This window comes from Candidatus Izemoplasma sp., assembly GCF_982632705.1.
In genome coordinates this window covers 16,155-38,076 of record NZ_CEXEES010000003.1, presented here as the reverse complement: position 1 = coordinate 38,076, position 21,922 = coordinate 16,155, and the positions used below count along the sequence as shown (strand labels likewise).

Sequence of the window (21,922 nt, the reverse complement as noted above, 5' to 3'; positions counted from 1 at the left end):
AAGGATACCAATTGGTATCCTTTTTACTTACAATCATTGGCATGTTTGAATCCCATAAGGAATATTTCTTTTACATGCTCATCTTGTAGACTATAGAAAACTTGTTTACCCTGTTTTCTAGTCTTAACAACATTTAAATCTCTTAATAGTTTTAGTTGGTGTGATATTGCCGATTGGCTTGTTTCTAAAGTATCACTAATATCTTGAACACAGTACTCATCTTTTGTTAATAAATCGATGATTCTTAATCTTGTATAATCACTAAATATTTTAAACAACGATACTGTTTCTTTTATTTCTTCTTGTTTGTATTCCATACTATTTCCCCCTTGAGTAAATTAGACGTAAACTGTTTAATACTGCGATTAATGTAATTCCTACATCTGCGAAAATTGCAGTTAACATTGAACTTAATCCAAATCCTGCGAATAACAAGAATATGAATTTAACTCCTAAACTTAATATGATGTTTTCATATACAATTCGTTTAGTCTTTTTAGCTACTTGTGTTGCTTGTTCTAATAGGTTGATATCATCACCCATAATTATAACATCTGCTACATCAATTGCTACTTCACTACCATTCCCCATTGCAACACCAATATCAGCGTTTTTAAGTAATGGTGCATCATTAATCCCATCCCCTACAAATAGTTTTAATTTTTTTGTTTTTATCTCATCAAATGCTTTGATTTTCTCTTCAGGTAATAAGTTTGATCTGAAATCAATACTACCTAGTGAAGTTGCAACTTCTTTTGCCATTGCATCGTTATCACCAGTTAACATTGTTATATTGTAATTTCTTGAAAGTCTTCTAATTGTATTGATTGAAGAAGATTTCAAACTATCTTTTACGATTACATGTCCTTCATACTTACCGTTTCTTGAAACGAATACATTACTACCAGACATAACTTTTTTATCTGTAACTTTTATTTTGTGTTTGTTCATTAATTTTCTATTACCAACTAGAATTTTACCTTCATCTGTTTGTACAACAATTCCATAACCTGGAATCTCTTCAATGTTTGGATAATCGTAGTACTCACCTTTGTAGAACTCCACAATGCTTTTTGCGATTGGATGATTACTAAATCTCTCAACACTAGCACAAATTTTTAACGTCTCATCATTTGAGAATGTAGCAACTTTGAAATTACCATGTGTTAATGTACCTGTTTTATCAAGACCAATAGTATCAACATTGGTCATCATATGTAAGAATGAACTACCTTTAAATAGAATTCCTTTTTTAGCTGCTGCACCGATTCCAGCAAAATATGATAATGGAATACTAAGTACAAGTGCACAAGGGCAACTGATTACTAGGAATGTTGCTGCATCATATAGATAATCTTGATAGTTTGCCCAATCAAAGAATGATTTACTGGCAAATAACATAACAGCTGCAATCGTAACGATTGGAGTATAATATCTTGCGAACTTTGTAATAAAGTTTTCAGTTTTAGCTTTATGATTTGTTGAGTTTTCAATCAAATCAACTAATCTTGATAAAGTTGATTCATGATATTCTTTTTTTGCTCTAACTTCAATTACGTTTCCTACATTAATATTCCCACTTAGGACAAAGTCTCCAACCTTAACAGTTGATAACTTACTTTCTCCTGTAAGAGCAGAAGTATTAAGAGATGTAGTACCTTGAATGATTTCACCATCAACAGGTATTTTTTCTCCGTTTTTAACAATTAGAATATCGCCTTTTTTAATACTCATTGGATCTTGAATGACAACCTCGTTACCAACACGTACATTTGCATACTCTACTTTAAGATCGATAAGACCATTTACTTCTTGTTTAGAACGATGAACTGCTCTATGTTGTAAATACTCACCTACAGTGAAGAAGATAATTACTAATCCAGCTTCAAAATAGTTTCGTAAGAACATAGCTGCAATAGTAGCGATGAACATCAACATATTTTCGTTGAATATTTCTTTACGTCGAACACCTTTTAAGGTTTTCTTGAATATCTTAAACGATATAAATCCATATCCTACAAAGAATATAGGGGTATACCACATAATAAAATTAGCAGCAACCACACTATCATGGTCTAAATCGGTTTTCAAGAAAAAACCGATTAAATATGCAAGGCCGTATAAAACAAGTCCTATAAAGAAAGAAATATATGATTCAACACCTTTGATAGTGTCTATTAGATGACGCTTGTCATAACTAAACGTTTCTACACCATCTTCAATTGAATCTACAATTTTCTTTATTTCAGGAATTGCTTTTTCCTCATCATAATCATCAGTAGCATCTATTAACATTACCTGGTTTGGGAAATTGAAACTAGCGCTATTTACATAGTCTAACTCTTCGGCTAAAGCCTTCTCAATTTTGCCAGAACAACCAGAACAAATTAAGTTTTTCATCATTATTTTTTGTATCATAAAAGTCACCTCTTCATCAAGTCACCCCTACATAATATATGAACGAACGCTCATATGTCAAGCGTTTTATAATTTTTTTCCTTTTTGTATTCCCTAAGCAATTTGATATATATAAAAGATTATACTACAAAATAGTTAAAAATCCTAATTAGTTTTATCGTTCTAATTGGTTGAAATAAAGAATAATAAATGGTACTATATCATAGTTAGAGAGGTGATTAGATGGATTTTTATGAAATCGTCTTAGAGCACAAGGATGAAATACTGAAAAGAACCAAAGAATTACTACAAATACCAAGCGTCCTTGATGAGTATAAACCAGACACAGAAACGCCATTTGGAGTTGAAATCAACAATGCATTACACTACATGCTAGATTTAGCTCACAATGACGGATTTATTACAAAAAACATACAAAACTACGCAGCTCACATCGAGTATGGTGACGGAGAAGATATATTAGGTATATTATGTCATCTTGACGTTGTTCCAACAGGAGACGTATCAAAATGGACAAATAAGCCTTTTGATCCAACAATCCGTGATGGAAAATTATTTGCCAGAGGTGCATCTGATGATAAGGGACCAACAATGGCTGCTTATTTCGCGGTGAAATTACTAAAAGATTTAGGAATTATTCCTAATCAAAGAGTAAGAATAATACTGGGTACTGATGAAGAAACTGCATGGAGAGGTATTGAAAAATATTTTAAGACAGAAGAAATGCCTGAATTAGGTTTTGCTCCTGATGCCAGTTTTCCACTTATTTACGCAGAAAAAGGTATTTTCACATTTGATATCTTAGGAACAGTTAAAGATGATGTCTTACTTACATTTAAATCCGGAGATAGATACAACATAGTACCAGAATACGCTGAATGTACTTTAAGTATTGATTTATCGTTAGAATTTAAGAAATATATCGAATTTAATGACTTACATGGTGAAGTGAAAGATGGCGTATACAAAGTATATGGTAAATCTGCACATGCAATGCAACCAAGTTTAGGAATTAACGCAGCATTTATACTTGCTGAATTCCTGAATGAGAACATAGAAAACAACTTCGTTAAATTTATTTGTGAGTACTTAACATTCGATCATTTAGGTGAAAAACTTAATATTGATCACTTTGATAAAGAAATGAAAGATTTAACAATGAATCCTGCTGTATTCAGTTATGTCAACAATCACGCTAAAATTGGCGTTAACTGTCGTTATCCAAAAGGATGGGACAATGACTCAGCAGTCATTAATATACAAGCTGCTACAAAGAGTTTTGGATTAAAAGCTACAGTATTAGATAATATGCCAGTTCATTATGTAGAAACAACAGATCCATTGGTACAAACATTACATAATGCGTATATTAAATACACAGGAGATACAGAATCAAAATTATTAACAATTGGTGGAGGAACTTATAGTAGAGCACTTAAAAAAGCTGTTGCGTTCGGACCTCAAATGCCAGGTAGAAAAGATGTAGCTCATCAAGTAGATGAACATCTATATGTAGAAGACTTATTAAAAGCAACTGCAATCTATATGGAATCTATATACGAGTTAACAAAATAAATGAGATTAAGATATGTACAAGGAGCAAAAGAATTAATTCATTCTAATAATGATTTAATTATCGATGATATCGATCATACTCCAATTAATATAAAAGATTATTTTAGTAACAACAATGAAATACATATTGAGATTGGGATGGGTAAAGGACAATTTGTTCATACACTTGCCAAAAACAATCCTAATGTGAATTACATAGGGATTGAAAAGTTTGATAGTGTTATCGTAAGAGCACTAGAGAAGCAATTAGAAGATAAACAAGAGAACTTATTATTACTTAGATGTGATGCAATGTTCTTACCAAAACTATTTGAACAGTTGACAGTTCATAGAGTTTATCTAAATTTTAGTGATCCATGGCCAAAAGACCGTCATGCAAAAAGAAGATTGACACATAAGAATTTCTTAGACATATATAAAGAACTTCTTACAAAAGACGGTGAATTACATTTTAAAACTGATAACATTGGACTATACGAGTTTTCATTAGAAAGCTTAAAAAAATATCCAATGAACATTACTTATCATACATATGACTTGCACAAAAGTGATTTTAAAGGAAATATTATGACTGAGTTCGAAGAACGATTCAGTAAACTAGGTAATAAAATAAATAAACTAACAGCCACATTTAAGGAGTAATAAAATGGAAAAATTGTATCGTGATCTGGTAGATTTACCAGGAGCACCAAGTTTTGAAAAAGCTGTAAGAAACTACATGAGAGAAAACTTAAAACCATATGTTGAAGAAATCATTGAAGATAAACTAGGTAGTATCTTCGGTATTATCAACAAAGGGCATAAAGGACCAAAAGTTATGCTTGCTGGTCATATGGATGAAGTAGGAGCAATTGTTACTGGAATCGATAAAAACGGATTGATATCTTTAACTAATCTAGGTGGAGTTCATGGAAATGTTTTCCTATCTCAACATTTAGATATCATTACAGATGATATGGAATATATTCCAGGAGTTACTGCAAGTAAACCTCCTCATTTAACTAGAGGATCAGATGCAAAACCTAAACCATTATTATTCAAAGATTTAAAATTAGATATAGGAGCAGATAGCAAAGAACACGCTATTGAACTTGGGGTTAAAATTGGACAACAAGTTATACCTAGAAATGATTATACAGCTACAAAAGATAACAAAAAGTTCATATCAAAAGCATGGGATGATAGATTCGGTTGTGGTATGAGTTTAGAAATAGCAAGAGATATTAAAAAAGAGAATTTAGACATTGAGCTATATGTTGGAGCTACAGTACAAGAAGAAGTAGGATTACGTGGTGCAGCAACAGCAGCAGGACTTGTAAACCCAGATGTATTCATCGCGGTTGATTGTAGTCCATGCGCAGATAGTTTTGATGGAGATGAAATATCAGGGAAACTTGGTGAAGGGTTCTTATTACGTTTTTATGATCCTTCAGCAATCATGCATCAAGGGATGAAAAAATTTATTGTCGACGCAGCTGAAGAAAATGGAATTAAATTCCAATACTACAAATCAATGGGAGGTACAGATGCCGCACGTGTGCAATTAGCAAACGACGGTGTACTAGTAGCTACTATTGGAATGCCTGCTAGATATATACATTCAACAACTTCTATGATTAGTATTGACGATCATGCCGAAGTCAAAAAAATCGTGTTAACAATCTTAGAGATGTTAAACCAAGAAAGAGTTGAAGAGATTAAAAGAAACGTGTAACACCATTCAAATTATGGGACCCATAGTGGCCTAAAAAGGAGAAAGAAAATGAAATCATTTAGCACAAAAGAAATAACATTAACAGCAGTTTTAACAGCAATCGTATTAGTTATGGGATTGGTACCAGCAGTAGGGTATATTCCACTAACACCAATGGTAGGATTTACAATAATACATATTCCTGTATTAGTTGGAGCATACTTTGGAGGAAGAAAAGTCGGTGGATTCTTAGGATTAGTATTTGGTCTTACATCAATATTTGTAGCGTTTACTAGACCAAGCGGAATGCTTGATCCGATATTTACAAATCCATTAGTATCTGTATTACCTAGATTCTTATTTGGGTTCTTTGCATACGACATCTTAACATTCCTAAAAGGGAAAATTAAGCAAGGTTATGTAGCAACAGTAGCTTACTTTGGAATCATGACTTTAATTCATTCAGTACTAGTAATCACATTGCTTTATATAGCAGGTGTAAACTTCTGGTATTTTGACATTTATGGTACAAGCGAGATATTAACTAGAGAAGGTACATTAGGTGTAATGTCATTTGTATCTACATATTTTGTTGGAGGAGATTCATTCTTTGGGTTCCTGTTAACAATAGTTGTAGTTAATTCATTGCTAGAAATTGCAATCGCAATTGTTGTTGGTACACCACTAGCAACAAGATTAGAATCAGTATTGGAATTCGATAAGGAATAAGGTGACGTATATGATTATATTAGTAGATATTGGAAATAGTAATATTGTAGTAACACAATACTTAGATGGGTTCAAAGAGACTTACCGTTTTAATACGGATAAAGATAAGAGTAACGATGAGTATTATGTATTACTTCAAAATGTTATTAAAGATGCAAAGGGCATGATTGTATCAAGTGTAGTTCCAGAACTTAATATGATCTTTAAAAACTTAGCACAAAAGTATTTAAACATTGAACCAATGTTTGTAGGACCTGGAGTAAAAACAGGTGTACAAATAATGATAGATAACCCCAAAGAACTTGGGAGCGATATAGTTAGTGATGCAGTAGGAGCAATGAGCTTTCACGATACAGAAAATGCTATTATCGTTGATATGGGAACAGCAACAACTGTTTCGATATTAGAGAATAAAGTAATCAAAGGTGTAAGTATTTGTGCAGGATTAATGACACAAAGAAATGCACTTGTAGGAAACGCATCACAATTATCACAATTTGAATTTAAAGTACCAAAGAATGTAATTGGTACTAACTCAATAGATTCATTAAACTCAGGACTATTACTAGGTCATAAGTATATGATTGAAGGTCTGGTTTCTGAAATGAAAAAGAATCATAAAAAAATTCCAAAAGTAATTATCACTGGAGGAGCTTCTAAATTTATGATTGGTATATTAGACAGTAACTTTATATTTGATGAGCATTTATTAATCAAAGGTCTATATACAATATATTCAAGAAACGTATAAAAAAAACACTACTTAATTGTAGTGTTTTTTATTTAGTTTTTATGATAGGCAATTGCCTTGTTTTCAATTTCTTTCAATTCATCTTTGGTTAATATCTTTTCAGATATATAAGCCCCAATAATGAAAACTATAAGCATTGTTATATTAATAATCATTGATAGTTTCAATCCAATTGTAGTGATTTGGAAAAACACAATTGGAAGTTTTAATGAACTCCATACCATCAAGAAAAACACTACATTTGAATACTTAGCACCCTTTTTAATCATGATCATAGCTAGTGGGAAAGCAGCAATAGTTGGTCCAGCACTAAATGCCCCAAGTAAGAATGCAAGTGACATTCCTTTGATACCACTATTAGCACCCATTAATCTTATGATCGTTTCCCTAGGAACCCATACATCGAATAAACCAATAAGTAAAAATATTGGAGGAACAATCAATAACATGGCTTTTAACTGATCCCATGTATTTTCAAATGATTGATATGTTAGTTTGATATCAATAAATGATATAACGACTAAAGCGATGATTGATATAACTAAGAACTTATTCTTGTTAACAAATTTCATTAGTACATCACCATCACAATCAATATTACAACTATAGCACCGATGAAACTAACTACGTTTCTAAGTATTGCAGATTTTGTATGGAACATCTTGCTTTCAGCGGCAAAATAAACAAGTCCAACACTCATCAGAGTTACAAGTAAACCTGAAACCTGTGCAATTCCTGCTCCATTACCAAGTAGCTCAACACCAAGTGGGTATGCTACAAATGGTGGCATGAAGGTTATACTACCTACTACTAATCCTATAATGACACCTAATAAACCACTTCCAGCCCCGATTAAACTTGAGATAAATTCTGGTGTAACGACTGCGAGTAAGATTCCAATAAATAAGAATAGTGGAATTAATACAGGAAACAATTTGATAAAAGCTTTATATCCTTTTTTAATACCTTTTTTTGTTTTTTCTTTGTCTTTAATAAATGAAAGTATAGTCAGTAGACCTGCTACTCCATAAATAATGTAAGTTTCAATACCCAATTAAATCACTCCTCAATGTATTATATAGGTAAGAATAGTTTGTGTCAAAACTATTGCCAATAAAAATCAAACATATCTATGATATTCATAATATGATAGAATGATGAATGAAAGAATGGTGGTTTTATGACGTTTAGCAATAGTTCAAACAAAACATGTAATATATGTGGCACTACAACATCAGAATTAAATGATCCCCAATTAAAAGTAACTTACTCTGTCTGTACAGAGTGTGAGTTTATATATAAGGATATAGAAAATCACGTATCTTTAGAGCAAGAGCATAAGGAATATAAGAATCACAATAACTCCTTTGAATCTAAAGGATATGTCCAGATGTTCGAACGATTTATAAATGATTATATCAAACCACTACATATCAAAGGCGTTGGACTAGAGTATGGTTCTGGTCCTGGACCTGTGTTGAAAGAATTGCTTTCGAGAGAAGGATTTACAATGTATGATTTTGATCCATTCTTTAATCCTAATGAGGAATATAAAGTAAGGACTTACGACTTGATTACTTCTACAGAAGTAGTAGAACATTTTGTTGATCCAATCAAAGAATTCAAGCACTTAGCATCTTTACTAAAAGATGATGGTTATTTAGTACTAATGACAAATTTTCATTTCAATGATCATGATTTGTTCCTGAAATGGTGGTATCGTAGAGATTTCACTCACATATCATTTTACACACCAAAGACATTTTTGAGAATTGCAAAGATTTGCAAATTAGATTTTGTAGGTCACAATAGTAAGAATGTTGTTATACTCAAGAAAGCACTATAATTACAATTACAGTTAACCATTTGCTACATTAAAAAAGCAATTGCATATGCAAACAAAAAGGAGCAAAATCTGCTCCTTTTTTAGTTCCATTTTTCAGCCCATTCACCAATTGCCTTAAATGCTCCAGTCAAATCGACACCTTTTCTTGTTAAACTGTATTCTATCTTTATCGGTGTACTATTGTGTACCGTTTTTTTAACGATTCCAAGAGTTTCTAATTCTTTTAGTCTTTCTGTTAATAACCTTGCGGATAATCCTGGTATGTACCTTTCAATATCAGAGAATTTCTTTGCATCATCAAATAAACTAAACACAATTAAAGAAACCCACTTTTTACTTAACAACGTTAATGTAGATTCCATTTTTGGACATAGATTGTTTTCCATATTATCAACTCCTACTGATATATTACCACATATTTATTTAAAATAAAAGTAACTTACTTAAAATAAGTGCATTATGTTTGAATGTCTTAATCAAAGTTGATAAACTGGTTACATAAAGTAAGGAACTTATATTTAATAAGGAGGTATTCATGAAAATCGTTAAAGGATACAAAGCACCTGAATTTGATGGTAGCGTTATAAGAGTATTGGCACATGAAACAATTAAAGATATTGATCCATTTCTTATGTTAGATTACTTCGAGACAGATAAAAAAGAAATTGGTATGGGTTCTTGGCATCCCCACAGAGGTATTGAAACCTTTACATATATTGTAAGAGGAAGTATGAAGGAAAAAGACACAATTAATGGTGAGTTGGAAGTGAATGAAGGTGGTGTTCTTCATTTGAGTTCTGGGTCTGGGATGTATCATACATCAGTTCCATCATATTCAGAGGTGGGAATAGAAGGATTCCAATTATGGTTCAATATACCAATGAAAAACAAAATGGATAAACCATATTCCTCAGCATTTCAAAACAATGACTTTCCTCATGTTGTAGAACACGGAAACGATATAAAGATACTAACGGGAAAATATAAAAATAAAAATGGTCCACTTGATAAAAGTAATTTAGGATTAAATATATTTGATGTCACAGTTGAACAAGACATTGTTATTAATAGAAGTAAAGGTAAAAAAGGGTATATATATGTATTCAAAGGAAATGGATTAATAGATAACAAAAAGTTAGAAACAGGAACTGCATATATCATTGAACCAGGTGAATACGTGATTATAAATAGAAGTGATTCATTAAGATTTTTATTCTGCGAAGGAACTCCACTAAATGAACCAATCGAATGGCGAGGTCCAATAGTAATGAATACAAAACAAGAAATCAAACAAGCGTATGAAGAATTAAACAGCAATACGTTTGTAAAATAAAGGAGAATAGATTATGTTAAAAGTAGGAATAGTTTTAGGAAGTACAAGAGAAGGAAGAGCTAGTGAAGATGTAGGAAAATGGGTATTAGACAAAACAAAAACAGTAAAAGATGTAGAGTTTGAAATAGTAGATATCAAAGAATATGAGTTACCATTTTTAGGAACAACAAATGACCAAACAAGCGTTGAAAAATGGAATAAGAAACTAAGTGAACTAGATGGATTTATTTTCGTTGTTGCAGAATATAATCATTCACTTACAGGTGCGTTGAAGAACGCATTGGATTCAGCTAGAGATGCTTGGGCAAACAAATCAGCAGGTATTATCTCATACGGTTCAGCAGGTGGATCAAGAGCAGCTGAACATTTAAGAGGAATTTTATCAGAACTGCAAATTGCCAGTGTTAGAACACACATCTTACTATCTTTGTTTGATGATTTTGAAAACTATAAATTTAAACCAAGAAATATCCATGATGAAAATCTTGAAATGTTATTTTCACAAGTTAATGATTGGGGTAAAGCATTAAAAACTCTAAGAAAGTAGGCATATCATGAAACTAAAAGGATTACTTAAATTTAAAGGAAAAGAGTCTAAGGGACCAATGCATTATATTGATTACTTTGGACAAAAAGTTTCAATCACTAAAAAAGAATCAAGAAAAGTTAAGCATATTAAACAGTTTGGACACATCGAGGTTGCACCAAACTTACTATCTAGAAGTTTTAGTCAGCAACAAGTGTTTGTAAATGAAGACGTAGCATATACCAAAGATGTATTTAATTATATGAAAGAACATAAACATTCTCATTATAAGAAATGGGAAGATGATTTTGTGGTATTACAGTTTAAAAAATAGGTAGTTATTCTACCTTTTTTTTTACTAAAAAGAAGATTTAATCAAAAAACTGATATTATTGAGATGAATTTGTTAAATAAATAATGGTCTTTACCCTACTTTATTGACTTTTGTGTACATTTTGATATAATATTGTTAACAATAAGTCGAGGAGTGGAACAATGATTTTTGAAAAGGTAAAAAGCATTATTGCTGAAGAATTAGGAATTGAGATTGACGAAATTAAATTAGAGTCTAACTTAACTGATGATTTAGGGGCAGATTCATTAGACGCAATTGAGTTAATTATGGCAGTAGAAGAAGAGTTTGATGTACAAATCGATGATAACGAAGCAACTAATATTAAATTAGTATCTGATATCGTTAACCATTTAGAAAAAAAATAACACTCATATTCAGAGTGTTTTTTTTTAGCGTTTTTTAAAAGAGTATTTTTTTTAATTATGTATATAATTATGTTACAATAGATATAAGTGATTGAGGTGGATAAACATGAAGAAATTAATATTAGTAGATGGCTCAAATATTATGTTTAGAGCGTATTACGGTACTGCGTATAGTGGCAACTTAATGCAAAATAGTAAAGGACAATATACAAATGCAGTTTTTGGATTTGTAGGAATGATTAACTCTTTATTAAAAGAGGAATTCACACATATTCTAGTAGCATTTGATAAATCCGGAAAAACGTTTAGACATGAACATTTTAAAGACTATAAAGCTGGTCGTAAACCAATCCCAGAAGAATTTAGATCTCAAATAGGTCTTATCAAAAAATCTTTAGATGTATTAGGTGTAAAACAAAGAGAAATAGAACTAATTGAGGCAGATGACATTATCGGTACTTATTCTAAGTATTACTATGATCAATTTGATGAGATTGAATTAGTATCAAATGATAGGGATTTACTACAACTATTAAATGATAAAGTACATATGCGTAGTAGTAAAAAAGGAATGCAGAATTATGTTAGCTATACGCCTGAGTATCTAATGGAAGTAATGGGAGTAACACCAGAGCAAATCACTGACTTAAAAGGATTAATGGGTGACAGTTCGGATAACCTACCAGGTATTCCTGGAGTAGGTGAAAAAACGGCTGTAAAACTTTTAAACCAGTACGAAACACTAGAAGGTGTTTTAGAACATAAAGACGAAATAAAAGGAAAACTTGGTGAAAGAATTAGAGAACATTTTGAAGACGCAATTCTTTGTAAACAAATCGCTACAATAAAAACAGATGTTGAGTTCGAGTTTACTTTGGACCAAGTAGAATATAAGGGAATTAATGAAGATGAGTTATTTGAATTCTTCAAGGAATTAGAACTTCATTCATTGATTAAAAGATTCAATAGAACAAAAGAAGTAAAACCAAGACTAGAAACAAAGTTTAAGGTTCTGGATAACGTATATGATATTGACGATGTTCTAAAACCAAACAGTAATATAATTTTGGAATCTTTCGGTGAAAACTATCATTTAGCTACCCCTCTAGGGTTCGCTATTGTAAATGAACTTGGAAACTTTTATATTCCGTATGAAATGATCCATTCCAGTATCAATCTACAAATGTATCTAAGTGATGAATATGTTAAAAAGAATGTGTTTGATGTTAAGAAAATGAAAGTAATCTTAATGAACGATAATTACGACATTCAGGGAGTCGATTTTGATCTCTTGTTAGGTATGTATATTTTAAATCCAGCAAATACAAAAGAGGACTTTAGAGTAGTGGTATCTAGTTTAGATTATTCGGATGTTAACTATCTTGAAGAAGTATATCAAAAGGGTGCAAAATACAGTATCCCAGAAGCACATATATACCAGAAGTACGCAGTTGAAAAAGCAGTCGCAATAAAAGAATTAAAAACCGAATGTTTAAAGCAAATAAAAGAAAATAATCAAGGAGTATTATTAAATGATATTGAATTACCTCTGGCTTCTGTTTTAGCCGAAATGGAGTTCGAAGGGATTCATGTAAATCGCTCGAAACTACAATCTCTAAATACAGAAATCGGTGGAAAAATCCAAGAACTAACTAAAACAATTCATAACCTTGCAGGTCATGAATTCAATATCGGAAGTCCAAAACAACTTGGTGAAATACTATTTGATGAACTTGATTTACCATTTAAAAAGAAAACAAAAACAGGGTATTCAACAAACGTTGATGTATTGAATAAACTAAAATCATATCACCCGATTATTGAAAACATAATGGAATATAGAACATTAACAAAACTACATAGCACATATGTTGTTGGATTAGAAAAAGCTATTTTAAAAGATGAAAAAATTCATACTATATATCGACAAGCTTTCACATCAACAGGAAGGCTTAGTAGCATAGAACCCAATTTACAAAACATTCCTATTAGATATGAAGAAGGAAGAGAAATCAGAAAAGTATTTGTTCCGAAAGAAGGAAACAAATTACTAGCAGCAGATTACTCACAAATTGAGTTAAGAGTTCTTGCCGATATGGCTAATGAAACAGTATTAATTGATGCGTTCAATAATAACGAAGATATACATACAAAAACAGCACAACAGATTTTTGGTAAAGACGACATTACTTCATTAGAAAGAAGACAAGCAAAAGCAGTAAACTTTGGTATTATTTATGGACAAAGTGCTTGGGGTCTAAGTGAAGGTATCAACATTACTTCCAAAGATGCTGATCGATTTATTAAGAAATACTACGAAACATTCCCAGGAATCAAAGGATTCATGGATGGTGTAGTTGAACATGCACAAACTACAGGATTTGCAGAGACTCTTTATAATAGAAGAAGGTATCTTCCAGAACTAAAAAGTAGCGTGTATATGCAAAGGGAATCAGGAAAAAGAAATGCAATGAATGCTCCTATCCAAGGTAGTGCAGCTGACATCATAAAAATTGCAATGATAGACATTCAAAACGCCATAAAAAACAAAAGACTTAAAAGTAAATTACTTCTTCAAATTCACGATGAATTGGTTTTTGATGTTGATAAAGATGAAATTGAATTAATGAACAATTTAGTTAAAGAAGTAATGGAATCTTGTGTGAAACTACAAGTTCCACTAAAAGTAGATAGCAATATGGGAGTTAACCTATACGAAACAAAATAGAGGTGATTGTATGAATCTAGAAAGAGTAATGAAACGAAGTTTTATAGTTAATATCTTCCTAGTAATATTCAAAATAATCAGTGGGGTACTATTCAGTAGTATTTCATTGATAGCAGATGGGATACACAGTATTAGTGATTTATTAAGTGATGTATTTGTAATCCTCGGGATTAGACATAGTTTAAAACCAGCGGATGAAGACCATCCTTTTGGACATGGTAAATTTGAATATATTTTAAGTTTATTCCTTGGGTTATCGATTATTACAATAGCCTACAATTTAGGAAAAAACGTAATACTTAATTTTGATGCAGTTCCTCAAATACCAAAAATGATTAGTTTAGTAATAGTTGTATTTGTGGTTGTCATTAAACTATTTCTTGCAAGATTCCTAATTCAAAAAGGAAAAGAAATGGATAGTGAAATAATCTCTGCATCAGGTAAAGAATCTTTAACAGATGTGTTTAGTAGTATAGTCGTATTTGTCGGAATCTTAAGTGTTTTGATTGGTAATCACTTCGACAAGGAATTCTTATTAAAAGGGGATAAAATCGCCTCAATAATTATCGCATTATTCATTATAAAAATTGGGATTGAAATTATACTGAGTAGCATTCGTTCCCTACAAGGACATACTGTTAAAAAAGAAATTCAAGAACACTATATACACATGATAAAAGAAGTGGACGGAGTTATTGATGTTGATCATTTAGATATGATTACTTATGGTCCGTATTACCAAGCCTTAGTAGAAATTAGAGTATTAGGTTCAATCAGTGTTACTGCGGGACATGATATCGCACAAGAAGTAACTGAGATTCTGAATAACGATGAAAAAATATGTCATGTAATCGTACATGTGAATCCGGAGGAATTAGAATGAGTTTAATAATGAAAAGAAAAAGCATTAGAGAATTTACAAATACTCCAATAACAAATGAGCAAATTAAGCAACTTTTAACGTCAGCTATGCAAGCACCCAGTGCAAAGAATCAACAACCATGGGACTTTATAGTAGTTGATGATAGAACAATGTTAGATAAATTAAGCACTATGCATATAGGATCATGGCCACTAAAAACTGCACCACTGGCAATAATCCCTGTTTTGAGAGAATCAGATAAATCACCACGTATGACAGTTCAAGATGTATCAGCTTCTGTAGAAAACATATTACTAGAAGCAGTGAACTTAGAACTAGGTGCGGTATGGATCGGTGTCTATCCTCTTGAAGAAAGAATAGAGCATATCAATAACATATTCGACTTCCCACAATCGAATCAGCCATTTGCGATACTGGCAATAGGACATCCATTAAAAGATAAAGAAATCACGATTCGATATGATGAATCCAGAGTATTTAGAAACAAATGGGGTAAATAATGCCGGAACTTCCTGAAGTAGAAACAGTAAGAAACACGTTAAAGAATCTTATCTTAAACAAACAAATCAGAGATATTGATATCTTCTATGAAAAAATGATTAGAAATGTGGATGTTACTCAGTTCAAAGAACGATTGTTAGACAAATATTTAACAGATATAAGACGATATGGAAAACACCTTGTATTTCAATTCGAAGATGTATTATTGATATCTCATTTGCGAATGGAAGGAAAATATTATATCAAAGACTTAGATCAACCTAAAGAGAAACACGAACATGTTATATTCTATTTTACGGATGGGACAACACTGAGATATAACGATACTAGAAAATTTGGAACATACGATTTAACAACTGAAGAATTGTTGTTTACAGAGAGTCCAGTATCCAAATTAGGCTTTGAACCATTTGAAAAAGAACTAACAGCATCCTATTTGCAAAAAAAATTAGAGAAAAAATCAATCGCAATAAAGAGTGCATTATTAGATCAAACTATAATAACTGGTCTAGGGAATATCTACGTTGATGAAGTATTGTTCTTATCAAAAATACATCCAGAAACAGAATCAAAAACATTAACAAGAAAACAACTTAAAGATGTCATTTCAAACAGTCATTTCGTACTAGAAAAGGCTATAAAACTTGGTGGAACTACCATCAGGAGTTATACCTCTAGTTTAGGTGTAACCGGTCGTTTCCAAAACGAACTATTTGTTCACACAAAAGCTGGGGATGATTGCCAGGTATGCAAGACTGTAATAGAAAAAATAAAGGTCAATGGTAGAGGTACTTATTATTGTCCCAAATGTCAAAAGAAAAACACAAAAAAGAAGTGATTCACTTCTTTTTAGTTACTTATTTTTATGGTATAATTTGTTCCAAGTGTAAAGGAGGGAATCTAATGACTAAGATATTAGGTTTAACCGGGGGAATTGCAACAGGGAAATCTACTGTTTCAAGAATGTTTCAGGATAAGGATATTCCAGTAATAGATACCGACTCAATTGCGAAACAAGTATTGGAAAAAGGTACACAGGGATATAACGAAGTATTAGAGTATTTTGGTGAAGACATCCTACTAACTGATAAAGAAATTAATCGAAAATTGTTAGGACGTCTTATTTTTATGAATAAGACAAAAAGAGATGCGTTAAACAACATTGTTCATCCAAAAGTTTTAGAGACTTGTATGAAACAAATAGAAGAATATAAAAAGCAAAAACTACCTCTAGTAGTTCTTGACGTTCCACTACTTTATGAAACAGGAATTGATAAAAACACGGATTTTGTCTGTGTTATTTATACGACTAAGAAGAGACAACTACAAAGATTAATGGATAGAGATTTAATAGATGAAGAATATGCTTCACTAAAAATAAAATCACAAATGACAATGGAAGCAAAAATCATTCGTGCAGATTTTGTTATCAACAATAACCATTCAATCTTAGAAACAAAACATCAATTTAACGCAATGCTGAAAGAACTTGGGGTGAACTAAATGGGTTTATTAGACTTTACGAAAACATTATGTGAAACAAGAGAAGTACATTTAGATAAAGAGTTAAAAACTAGATACTATAAAACAAGCTATACCAAAGTAAAAGAACAAGTCGAGAACTTTTGTACATTAGAAGATCTTAATATAACTAATATAAATGATACACATGGTGAAATACTTATTCAAACAAATAAGTTCCATGCAATTGTATCTGTAATACAAGTTACACCTTTAGAAACAGCTTGTGATATCAAAGTTCAAGCATATGGTGTATTTGGTATGCATAGACCAAGAAAAACGATTTTAGCACTATATGAACACCTAAATAAAACATTAAAATTCAAAGGAGTAAGCTTACATCCATAAGAAAGAGTGATTATTTTGAGAACAGAGCAATTTAAACTAATAACATATCAGAATATTGACTTAGACGAGCGTAATGTTATTACGCTTCTTTACCAACCGATTATTGGATGCAAAGCATTTAGCTTATATAATACTATGTGGTCTTTGATAGACCGTTCAAGACTGAAAAGTCCAGAGTATACACATCGTAAACTATTTGATTTACTTAGTCTTACACCTGAACAATTCCTAGAAGCAAGAAAAGTATTAGAAGCAATCGGACTAATGGTTGTCTACAAAAACGAAGACTTATATCTTTATGAAATGAAAGCACCAGTTACAGCTGAAGAATTTATCAAGCATGGAAGCTTAGGTGCATATCTATTTAACAAGATTGGTAAGGCTGAATTTGATGAAATCAGTAACTTATTCAGAATTAGTGGTGTTGAAAAAAATGGGTTCAAGAACATTACAACACATTTTGATGAAGTATTCTCATCTCTTCCAGAAGGAATAGATACAAACAAAGAATACATATCAAGAAGTAAATCAAAAATAAACTTTAAACATAAGTTTGATTTTGATTTGTTTGTCGATGGACTAAGTAAGAACTACGTTGATAAAAGAAGATTAACCAAAAAAGTAAACGAGCAAATTATCCATTTATCATTCTTATATAATTTAGATGAGATTGCGATGCAAAAAGCATTTATGGATAGTGTTGATAATGATAGAAACATTCATTTTGATAAACTAGTAAAAAGATGCAAGTATTGGTCTGGAATGCTAAATCAAACAAAAAAAGCATTAGAAGAAGTGGAAACAGATGTTGATGTAAGTTATAACTGGGCAAAAGATCTTTGTACAAATCAAGAACCTATTGATGTACTGGGTATTTTCACTGGACAAAAACCATCAACAAAAGAAAAAGAAACTTTACTAAGAGCAATGACTGAATTTGACCTTCCAAAAGATGTATTAAACTATTTAATTATTTATGCATTTGGACAGGCGAATGAGAATGGTGGAAGAAAACTTTTACCTACATTTAGTTACTTAGAATCAATTTATACATCTTGGTCTCGTCAAGGAGTAAAATCAATTGACGATGCACACAATATGGCTCTTAAATATAAAGATGAATTAAAGAATACAACAAGAAAAACAAAATCTAAAAAAGAATCATTTAAGCCAGAATGGCTTGACAATGTTATGAAGGAGCTATAGTCATGGAAAAAATCAACTTCAGATATGAATCTGTAAACAAAGACAAACTAGTAGATGACTTAATGGAGTCTCCTATATTAAGAAATTTCTTCGTCGATAATGATTTAACTTCGGAATTCATTGAGAATAATTTATTGGAATTCATGAGTTACAACAAAGAAAAAAATCATTGTATTGAATGTAAAGGTTTAGATGAATGTAAACAAGACAATAGAGGATTTGAACCTGTAATTTCACTAAGAGATAATGTGATTGTTAGAAACTACAAAAAATGTAATTTCTTTATGAATTTTGTGAACCAAGCAAATGACGATACACTAATAGACGCTATGCATTTACCAAGTAGTATTTTAGAAGCAAGTTTAGAAGACTTTGATTTTAAAAGAGGGAAAAACAGAACTGAAATCCATAACAAAATAATGAACTTTGTTACCAAATATAATCGTGGAGAAAAACCGAAAGGGTTATACTTATGGGGACAAAATAATGTTGGTAAAACATACTGCATTAGTGCTTTAGCTAGAGAACTAATGAAAAACAGGATAAACGTAGTAATAGCTTATTATCCAGATTTAGTAAGAGAGTTTAAATCTAGAGTTTCAACAAATACAGTAGAGCAGTTAATATCAAAGTTAAAGCAAGTAGAAATCCTGATGCTTGACGATATTGGTGGAGAAGGCGATAGTGTTTGGGTAAGAGATGAAATCTTAGGTCCGATACTTCAATATAGACTTCTAGATAAGAAGGCAACGTTCTTTACATCAAACTATAGTAGACAACAATTAGTAGATCAACACTTTGCTAAATTTAGAGACCACGATTCTGTTAGGGCAGTAAGAATTGTGACTCGTATAAAAGAGTTAACTAAGAATAATAGTGAAGATTTTCAAATAGAAATGTAATATTATTTGACAATTCATATTATTGTTTTATAATTAACATAAATACAATGAAGAGGACAACATTAATAAACGATATTTATTAGAGAGATACTGGTGGTGTGAAGTATCATTTATCATTATTAATTACTACCTTGGAGTAGGATCTGAAAAGAATCCCGTAAACTTACGTTACAAGATTTGAGTGCTAGAGAAATCTAGAATCAAGGTGGTACCACGGATATTAATTCGCCCTTAGTTTTAAGGGCGATTTTTTTTATTTTGAGAAAGAGGTGCAATATGATTAATATCACATTCCCAGATGGAAACAAAAAAGAATTTGAAGCAGGAGTTTCAATTGAACAAATAGCTGGAAGTATTTCTTCTAGTTTAAGAAAAGTAAGTGTGGCAGGTGTTGTAAATGGTGAGACATTTGATTTAAACAGACCTATCAACGAAGATGCAGAAATAAGAATCATCACTAAAAAAGACCGAGAATCTTTTGAAGTATTAAATCATAGTGCAGCACATCTTATGGCGCAAGCTGTTAAGAGATTATTTCCTGATGCTAAATTTGGAGTAGGTCCAGCTATTAGAGAAGGATTTTATTATGATATAGATGCTGGGGTTCAATTACGTGAAGAAGACTTAATAAAAATCGAAAAGATGATGAAACGTATTTCTCAAGAGCAAGTGCAAATCACTCGTTCAGAAATGTCTCGTGAAGATGCATTAGAATTCTTCAAAGACGATAAATACAAAGTTGAGTTAATTAGTGATTTACCTGTTGGTGAAATCATAAGTTTATATACACAAGGTGAATTCACAGATTTATGCAAAGGTGGACATATTGGTTCTACTAAAAATGTTCGTTTCTTTAAATTATTGTCTTTAGCTGGTGCATACTGGCGCGGGGATTCTAAACGTGAGCAATTACAACGTATTTATGGTACTGCATGGTACTCAGAGCAAGACCTTAAAGATCACTTAGTAATCTTAGAAGAACGTAAAGAAAGAGATCATCGTAAACTAGGAAAAGAACTAAAAATATTTGAATTAAATAATGATGCTGGGCAAGGATTAGCTATGTGGTTACCTAACGGATATACTGTCCGCAAAGTATTAGAAGACTGGGTATACAAACTAGAGAGAAAAGCTGGATACCAACATGTATCTACACCTGCTCTAGGTACTAAGAAATTATACGAGATGAGTGGACACTGGGCAAATTATAGAGATAATATGTTCCCTGTTATGGAAAGAGATGGAGAAACATTTGTTCTTCGTCCAATGAGTTGTCCTCATCACATGTTAGTATATAAATCAGATTTAAGATCATATAGAGATTTACCAATAAGATATGCTGAAATAGTTACACAACATAGATACGAGGCATCTGGTTCATTAACTGGATTAGAACGTGTACGTGCCATGACATTAACTGATGCTCATCTATTTGTTAGAAAAGACCAAATCAAACAAGAAGTAAAAGACGCTTATTATTTAATCTTAGATGCGATTAAAACATTAGGATTAGAGATAGATTATATTGAGCTAGCTCTTCGTGATGATAAAAAAGGTAAATTCCATGATGATATCGATCTATGGAATGAAGCAGAAGATATGATGAGAGAAATCTTAGCTGAAGAAAATATTGAACATACAGTTATGAAAGGTGAAGCCGCATTCTACGGACCTAAAATTGATGTTCAAGTTCGTACTGCAATGGGACATGTAATCACAATGTCAACTGTACAGCTAGACTTCCTACTGCCTGACAGATTTGATTTAACATACATTGGAAATGATGGAGACAAACATCGTCCTGTAGTTATCCACAGAGGATTCATTTCTACTTGGGAACGTTTAATGAGTATCTTACTAGAACAATACAAAGGTGCATTCCCAACATGGTTGGCACCAATCCAAATAAAAGTAATCCCAGTTTCTTTAGATGTTCATGCTGATTACGCTAAAAAACTGAATAATTTATTCATAGATGAAGATTTACGTAGCGAATTAGATATGAGAGAAGAAAAACTAGGATACAAAATCAGAGATGCACAAACTTTAAAAATACCATATCAATTAGTAGTTGGAGATAATGAAGTTGACTCTAACTTAGTTACTTACAGAAAATATGGGCAAAAAGAACAAGTTACTGTATCAGTAGAAGAATTTGTTTCAATGATAAAATTAGAAATTAAGAACCAAAACAGATAAATAAAAAAGCAGATTAATCTGCTTTTTTTGTAACCTATATTCA

24 protein-coding genes and 1 other annotated feature are annotated in these 21,922 nt (G+C 31.5%); of the genes, 19 read left to right on the top strand and 5 right to left on the bottom strand.

Annotated elements, in window-relative coordinates:
• Positions 1–23 precede the first annotated feature (23 nt).
• Together AC2LE6_RS00830 and AC2LE6_RS00825 are read right to left on the bottom strand one after the other, a co-directional pair.
• Entirely contained in the window at positions 24–317 is a 294-nt protein-coding gene (locus AC2LE6_RS00830; RefSeq protein ID WP_484477336.1) for an ArsR/SmtB family transcription factor, read from the bottom strand.
• Between the two features lies 1 nt (position 318).
• Positions 319–2,418: a heavy metal translocating P-type ATPase gene (locus AC2LE6_RS00825; RefSeq protein ID WP_484477335.1), complete on the bottom strand. Its 2,100-nt coding sequence runs from the start codon at positions 2,416–2,418 to the stop codon at positions 319–321.
• Between the two features lie 222 nt (positions 2,419–2,640).
• On the opposite strand from AC2LE6_RS00825, the gene pepV reads away from it, so the two are divergent.
• From pepV to AC2LE6_RS00800, 5 genes are read left to right on the top strand one after another with little or no spacing between them, the layout of a single operon-like run.
• Entirely contained in the window at positions 2,641–3,993 is a 1,353-nt protein-coding gene (gene pepV, locus AC2LE6_RS00820; RefSeq protein WP_484477334.1) for a dipeptidase PepV, read from the top strand.
• Positions 3,994–4,635 carry a tRNA (guanosine(46)-N7)-methyltransferase TrmB gene (trmB, locus tag AC2LE6_RS00815; RefSeq protein ID WP_484477333.1) on the top strand — a complete coding sequence of 214 codons (642 nt, stop codon included), beginning with the start codon at positions 3,994–3,996 and terminating at the stop codon, positions 4,633–4,635.
• 4 nt (positions 4,636–4,639) lie between these two features.
• Positions 4,640–5,707 carry a M42 family metallopeptidase gene (locus AC2LE6_RS00810; RefSeq protein WP_484477332.1) on the top strand — a complete coding sequence of 356 codons (1,068 nt, stop codon included), beginning with the start codon at positions 4,640–4,642 and terminating at the stop codon, positions 5,705–5,707.
• Between the two features lie 48 nt (positions 5,708–5,755).
• Positions 5,756–6,415 carry an ECF transporter S component gene (locus tag AC2LE6_RS00805; protein WP_484477331.1) on the top strand — a complete coding sequence of 220 codons (660 nt, stop codon included), beginning with the start codon at positions 5,756–5,758 and terminating at the stop codon, positions 6,413–6,415.
• 10 nt (positions 6,416–6,425) lie between these two features.
• Positions 6,426–7,166, top strand: coding sequence for a type III pantothenate kinase (locus tag AC2LE6_RS00800; RefSeq protein ID WP_484477330.1), 741 nt, complete (start codon positions 6,426–6,428; stop codon positions 7,164–7,166).
• Between the two features lie 32 nt (positions 7,167–7,198).
• Here the strand turns inward: AC2LE6_RS00800 and AC2LE6_RS00795 are convergent, their stop codons facing one another.
• Both AC2LE6_RS00795 and AC2LE6_RS00790 read right to left on the bottom strand, forming a co-directional pair.
• Positions 7,199–7,738, bottom strand: coding sequence for a permease (locus tag AC2LE6_RS00795; RefSeq protein WP_484477329.1), 540 nt, complete (start codon positions 7,736–7,738; stop codon positions 7,199–7,201).
• Positions 7,738–8,220, bottom strand: coding sequence for a permease (locus AC2LE6_RS00790; protein ID WP_484477328.1), 483 nt, complete (start codon positions 8,218–8,220; stop codon positions 7,738–7,740). The genes AC2LE6_RS00795 and AC2LE6_RS00790 overlap by 1 nt, the downstream gene beginning before the upstream one ends.
• 126 nt (positions 8,221–8,346) lie before the next feature.
• On the opposite strand from AC2LE6_RS00790, the gene AC2LE6_RS00785 reads away from it, so the two are divergent.
• Positions 8,347–9,012, top strand: coding sequence for a class I SAM-dependent methyltransferase (locus AC2LE6_RS00785; protein WP_484477327.1), 666 nt, complete (start codon positions 8,347–8,349; stop codon positions 9,010–9,012).
• An 80-nt stretch (positions 9,013–9,092) separates the two neighbouring features.
• Here the strand turns inward: AC2LE6_RS00785 and AC2LE6_RS00780 are convergent, their stop codons facing one another.
• Positions 9,093–9,398, bottom strand: coding sequence for a winged helix-turn-helix transcriptional regulator (locus tag AC2LE6_RS00780; protein WP_484477326.1), 306 nt, complete (start codon positions 9,396–9,398; stop codon positions 9,093–9,095).
• Between the two features lie 149 nt (positions 9,399–9,547).
• On the opposite strand from AC2LE6_RS00780, the gene AC2LE6_RS00775 reads away from it, so the two are divergent.
• The 13 genes from AC2LE6_RS00775 to thrS all read left to right on the top strand — a co-directional run bounded on the left by AC2LE6_RS00775 (position 9,548) and on the right by thrS (position 21,879).
• Positions 9,548–10,345 carry a pirin family protein gene (locus AC2LE6_RS00775; RefSeq protein ID WP_484477325.1) on the top strand — a complete coding sequence of 266 codons (798 nt, stop codon included), beginning with the start codon at positions 9,548–9,550 and terminating at the stop codon, positions 10,343–10,345.
• A 13-nt stretch (positions 10,346–10,358) separates the two neighbouring features.
• Entirely contained in the window at positions 10,359–10,892 is a 534-nt protein-coding gene (locus tag AC2LE6_RS00770; protein ID WP_484477324.1) for an NADPH-dependent FMN reductase, read from the top strand.
• 7 nt (positions 10,893–10,899) lie between these two features.
• A complete protein-coding gene (locus AC2LE6_RS00765) occupies positions 10,900–11,205 on the top strand; it encodes a hypothetical protein (RefSeq protein WP_484477323.1) in 306 nt (101 codons plus the stop codon).
• Positions 11,206–11,366: 161 nt separating this feature from the next.
• Positions 11,367–11,591, top strand: a complete 225-nt coding sequence (gene acpP, locus AC2LE6_RS00760) for an acyl carrier protein (protein WP_484477322.1) — start codon at positions 11,367–11,369, stop codon at positions 11,589–11,591.
• A 106-nt stretch (positions 11,592–11,697) separates the two neighbouring features.
• Entirely contained in the window at positions 11,698–14,319 is a 2,622-nt protein-coding gene (gene polA, locus AC2LE6_RS00755; protein ID WP_484477321.1) for a DNA polymerase I, read from the top strand.
• Between the two features lie 10 nt (positions 14,320–14,329).
• Positions 14,330–15,202: a cation diffusion facilitator family transporter gene (locus tag AC2LE6_RS00750; RefSeq protein WP_484477320.1), complete on the top strand. Its 873-nt coding sequence runs from the start codon at positions 14,330–14,332 to the stop codon at positions 15,200–15,202.
• Positions 15,199–15,702, top strand: a complete 504-nt coding sequence (locus AC2LE6_RS00745; RefSeq protein ID WP_484477319.1) for a nitroreductase family protein — start codon at positions 15,199–15,201, stop codon at positions 15,700–15,702. Before AC2LE6_RS00750 ends, AC2LE6_RS00745 begins: the two co-directional genes overlap by 4 nt.
• Positions 15,702–16,541, top strand: coding sequence for a DNA-formamidopyrimidine glycosylase (gene mutM / locus AC2LE6_RS00740; protein WP_484477318.1), 840 nt, complete (start codon positions 15,702–15,704; stop codon positions 16,539–16,541). The genes AC2LE6_RS00745 and mutM overlap by 1 nt, the downstream gene beginning before the upstream one ends.
• Before the next feature lie 65 nt (positions 16,542–16,606).
• On the top strand, positions 16,607–17,206 hold the full coding sequence (gene coaE, locus AC2LE6_RS00735) for a dephospho-CoA kinase (protein WP_484477317.1): 600 nt from the start codon (positions 16,607–16,609) through the stop codon (positions 17,204–17,206).
• Positions 17,207–17,572 (top strand): hypothetical protein, encoded by a 366-nt coding sequence (locus tag AC2LE6_RS00730; protein WP_484477316.1) that lies wholly within the window; start codon positions 17,207–17,209, stop codon positions 17,570–17,572.
• Between the two features lie 15 nt (positions 17,573–17,587).
• Entirely contained in the window at positions 17,588–18,778 is a 1,191-nt protein-coding gene (locus AC2LE6_RS00725) for a DnaD domain protein (RefSeq protein WP_484477315.1), read from the top strand.
• 2 nt (positions 18,779–18,780) lie between these two features.
• Entirely contained in the window at positions 18,781–19,680 is a 900-nt protein-coding gene (gene dnaI, locus AC2LE6_RS00720) for a primosomal protein DnaI (RefSeq protein ID WP_484477314.1), read from the top strand.
• A 38-nt stretch (positions 19,681–19,718) separates the two neighbouring features.
• Positions 19,719–19,916, top strand: a binding site (T-box leader).
• 40 nt (positions 19,917–19,956) lie between these two features.
• A complete protein-coding gene (gene thrS, locus AC2LE6_RS00715) occupies positions 19,957–21,879 on the top strand; it encodes a threonine--tRNA ligase (protein WP_484477313.1) in 1,923 nt (640 codons plus the stop codon).
• Positions 21,880–21,922 lie beyond the last annotated feature (43 nt).

Coding starts and splice junctions, on each gene's coding strand:
- AC2LE6_RS00830 (WP_484477336.1), bottom strand. CDS start 317: ATGGAATACAAACAAGAAGAAATAAAAGAAACAGTATCGTTGTTTAAA.
- AC2LE6_RS00825 (WP_484477335.1), bottom strand. CDS start 2,418: ATGATACAAAAAATAATGATGAAAAACTTAATTTGTTCTGGTTGTTCT.
- pepV (WP_484477334.1), top strand. CDS start 2,641: ATGGATTTTTATGAAATCGTCTTAGAGCACAAGGATGAAATACTGAAA.
- trmB (WP_484477333.1), top strand. CDS start 3,994: ATGAGATTAAGATATGTACAAGGAGCAAAAGAATTAATTCATTCTAAT.
- AC2LE6_RS00810 (WP_484477332.1), top strand. CDS start 4,640: ATGGAAAAATTGTATCGTGATCTGGTAGATTTACCAGGAGCACCAAGT.
- AC2LE6_RS00805 (WP_484477331.1), top strand. CDS start 5,756: ATGAAATCATTTAGCACAAAAGAAATAACATTAACAGCAGTTTTAACA.
- AC2LE6_RS00800 (WP_484477330.1), top strand. CDS start 6,426: ATGATTATATTAGTAGATATTGGAAATAGTAATATTGTAGTAACACAA.
- AC2LE6_RS00795 (WP_484477329.1), bottom strand. CDS start 7,738: ATGAAATTTGTTAACAAGAATAAGTTCTTAGTTATATCAATCATCGCT.
- AC2LE6_RS00785 (WP_484477327.1), top strand. CDS start 8,347: ATGACGTTTAGCAATAGTTCAAACAAAACATGTAATATATGTGGCACT.
- AC2LE6_RS00780 (WP_484477326.1), bottom strand. CDS start 9,398: ATGGAAAACAATCTATGTCCAAAAATGGAATCTACATTAACGTTGTTA.
- AC2LE6_RS00775 (WP_484477325.1), top strand. CDS start 9,548: ATGAAAATCGTTAAAGGATACAAAGCACCTGAATTTGATGGTAGCGTT.
- AC2LE6_RS00770 (WP_484477324.1), top strand. CDS start 10,359: ATGTTAAAAGTAGGAATAGTTTTAGGAAGTACAAGAGAAGGAAGAGCT.
- AC2LE6_RS00765 (WP_484477323.1), top strand. CDS start 10,900: ATGAAACTAAAAGGATTACTTAAATTTAAAGGAAAAGAGTCTAAGGGA.
- acpP (WP_484477322.1), top strand. CDS start 11,367: ATGATTTTTGAAAAGGTAAAAAGCATTATTGCTGAAGAATTAGGAATT.
- polA (WP_484477321.1), top strand. CDS start 11,698: ATGAAGAAATTAATATTAGTAGATGGCTCAAATATTATGTTTAGAGCG.
- AC2LE6_RS00750 (WP_484477320.1), top strand. CDS start 14,330: ATGAATCTAGAAAGAGTAATGAAACGAAGTTTTATAGTTAATATCTTC.
- AC2LE6_RS00745 (WP_484477319.1), top strand. CDS start 15,199: ATGAGTTTAATAATGAAAAGAAAAAGCATTAGAGAATTTACAAATACT.
- mutM (WP_484477318.1), top strand. CDS start 15,702: ATGCCGGAACTTCCTGAAGTAGAAACAGTAAGAAACACGTTAAAGAAT.
- coaE (WP_484477317.1), top strand. CDS start 16,607: ATGACTAAGATATTAGGTTTAACCGGGGGAATTGCAACAGGGAAATCT.
- AC2LE6_RS00730 (WP_484477316.1), top strand. CDS start 17,207: ATGGGTTTATTAGACTTTACGAAAACATTATGTGAAACAAGAGAAGTA.
- dnaI (WP_484477314.1), top strand. CDS start 18,781: ATGGAAAAAATCAACTTCAGATATGAATCTGTAAACAAAGACAAACTA.
- thrS (WP_484477313.1), top strand. CDS start 19,957: ATGATTAATATCACATTCCCAGATGGAAACAAAAAAGAATTTGAAGCA.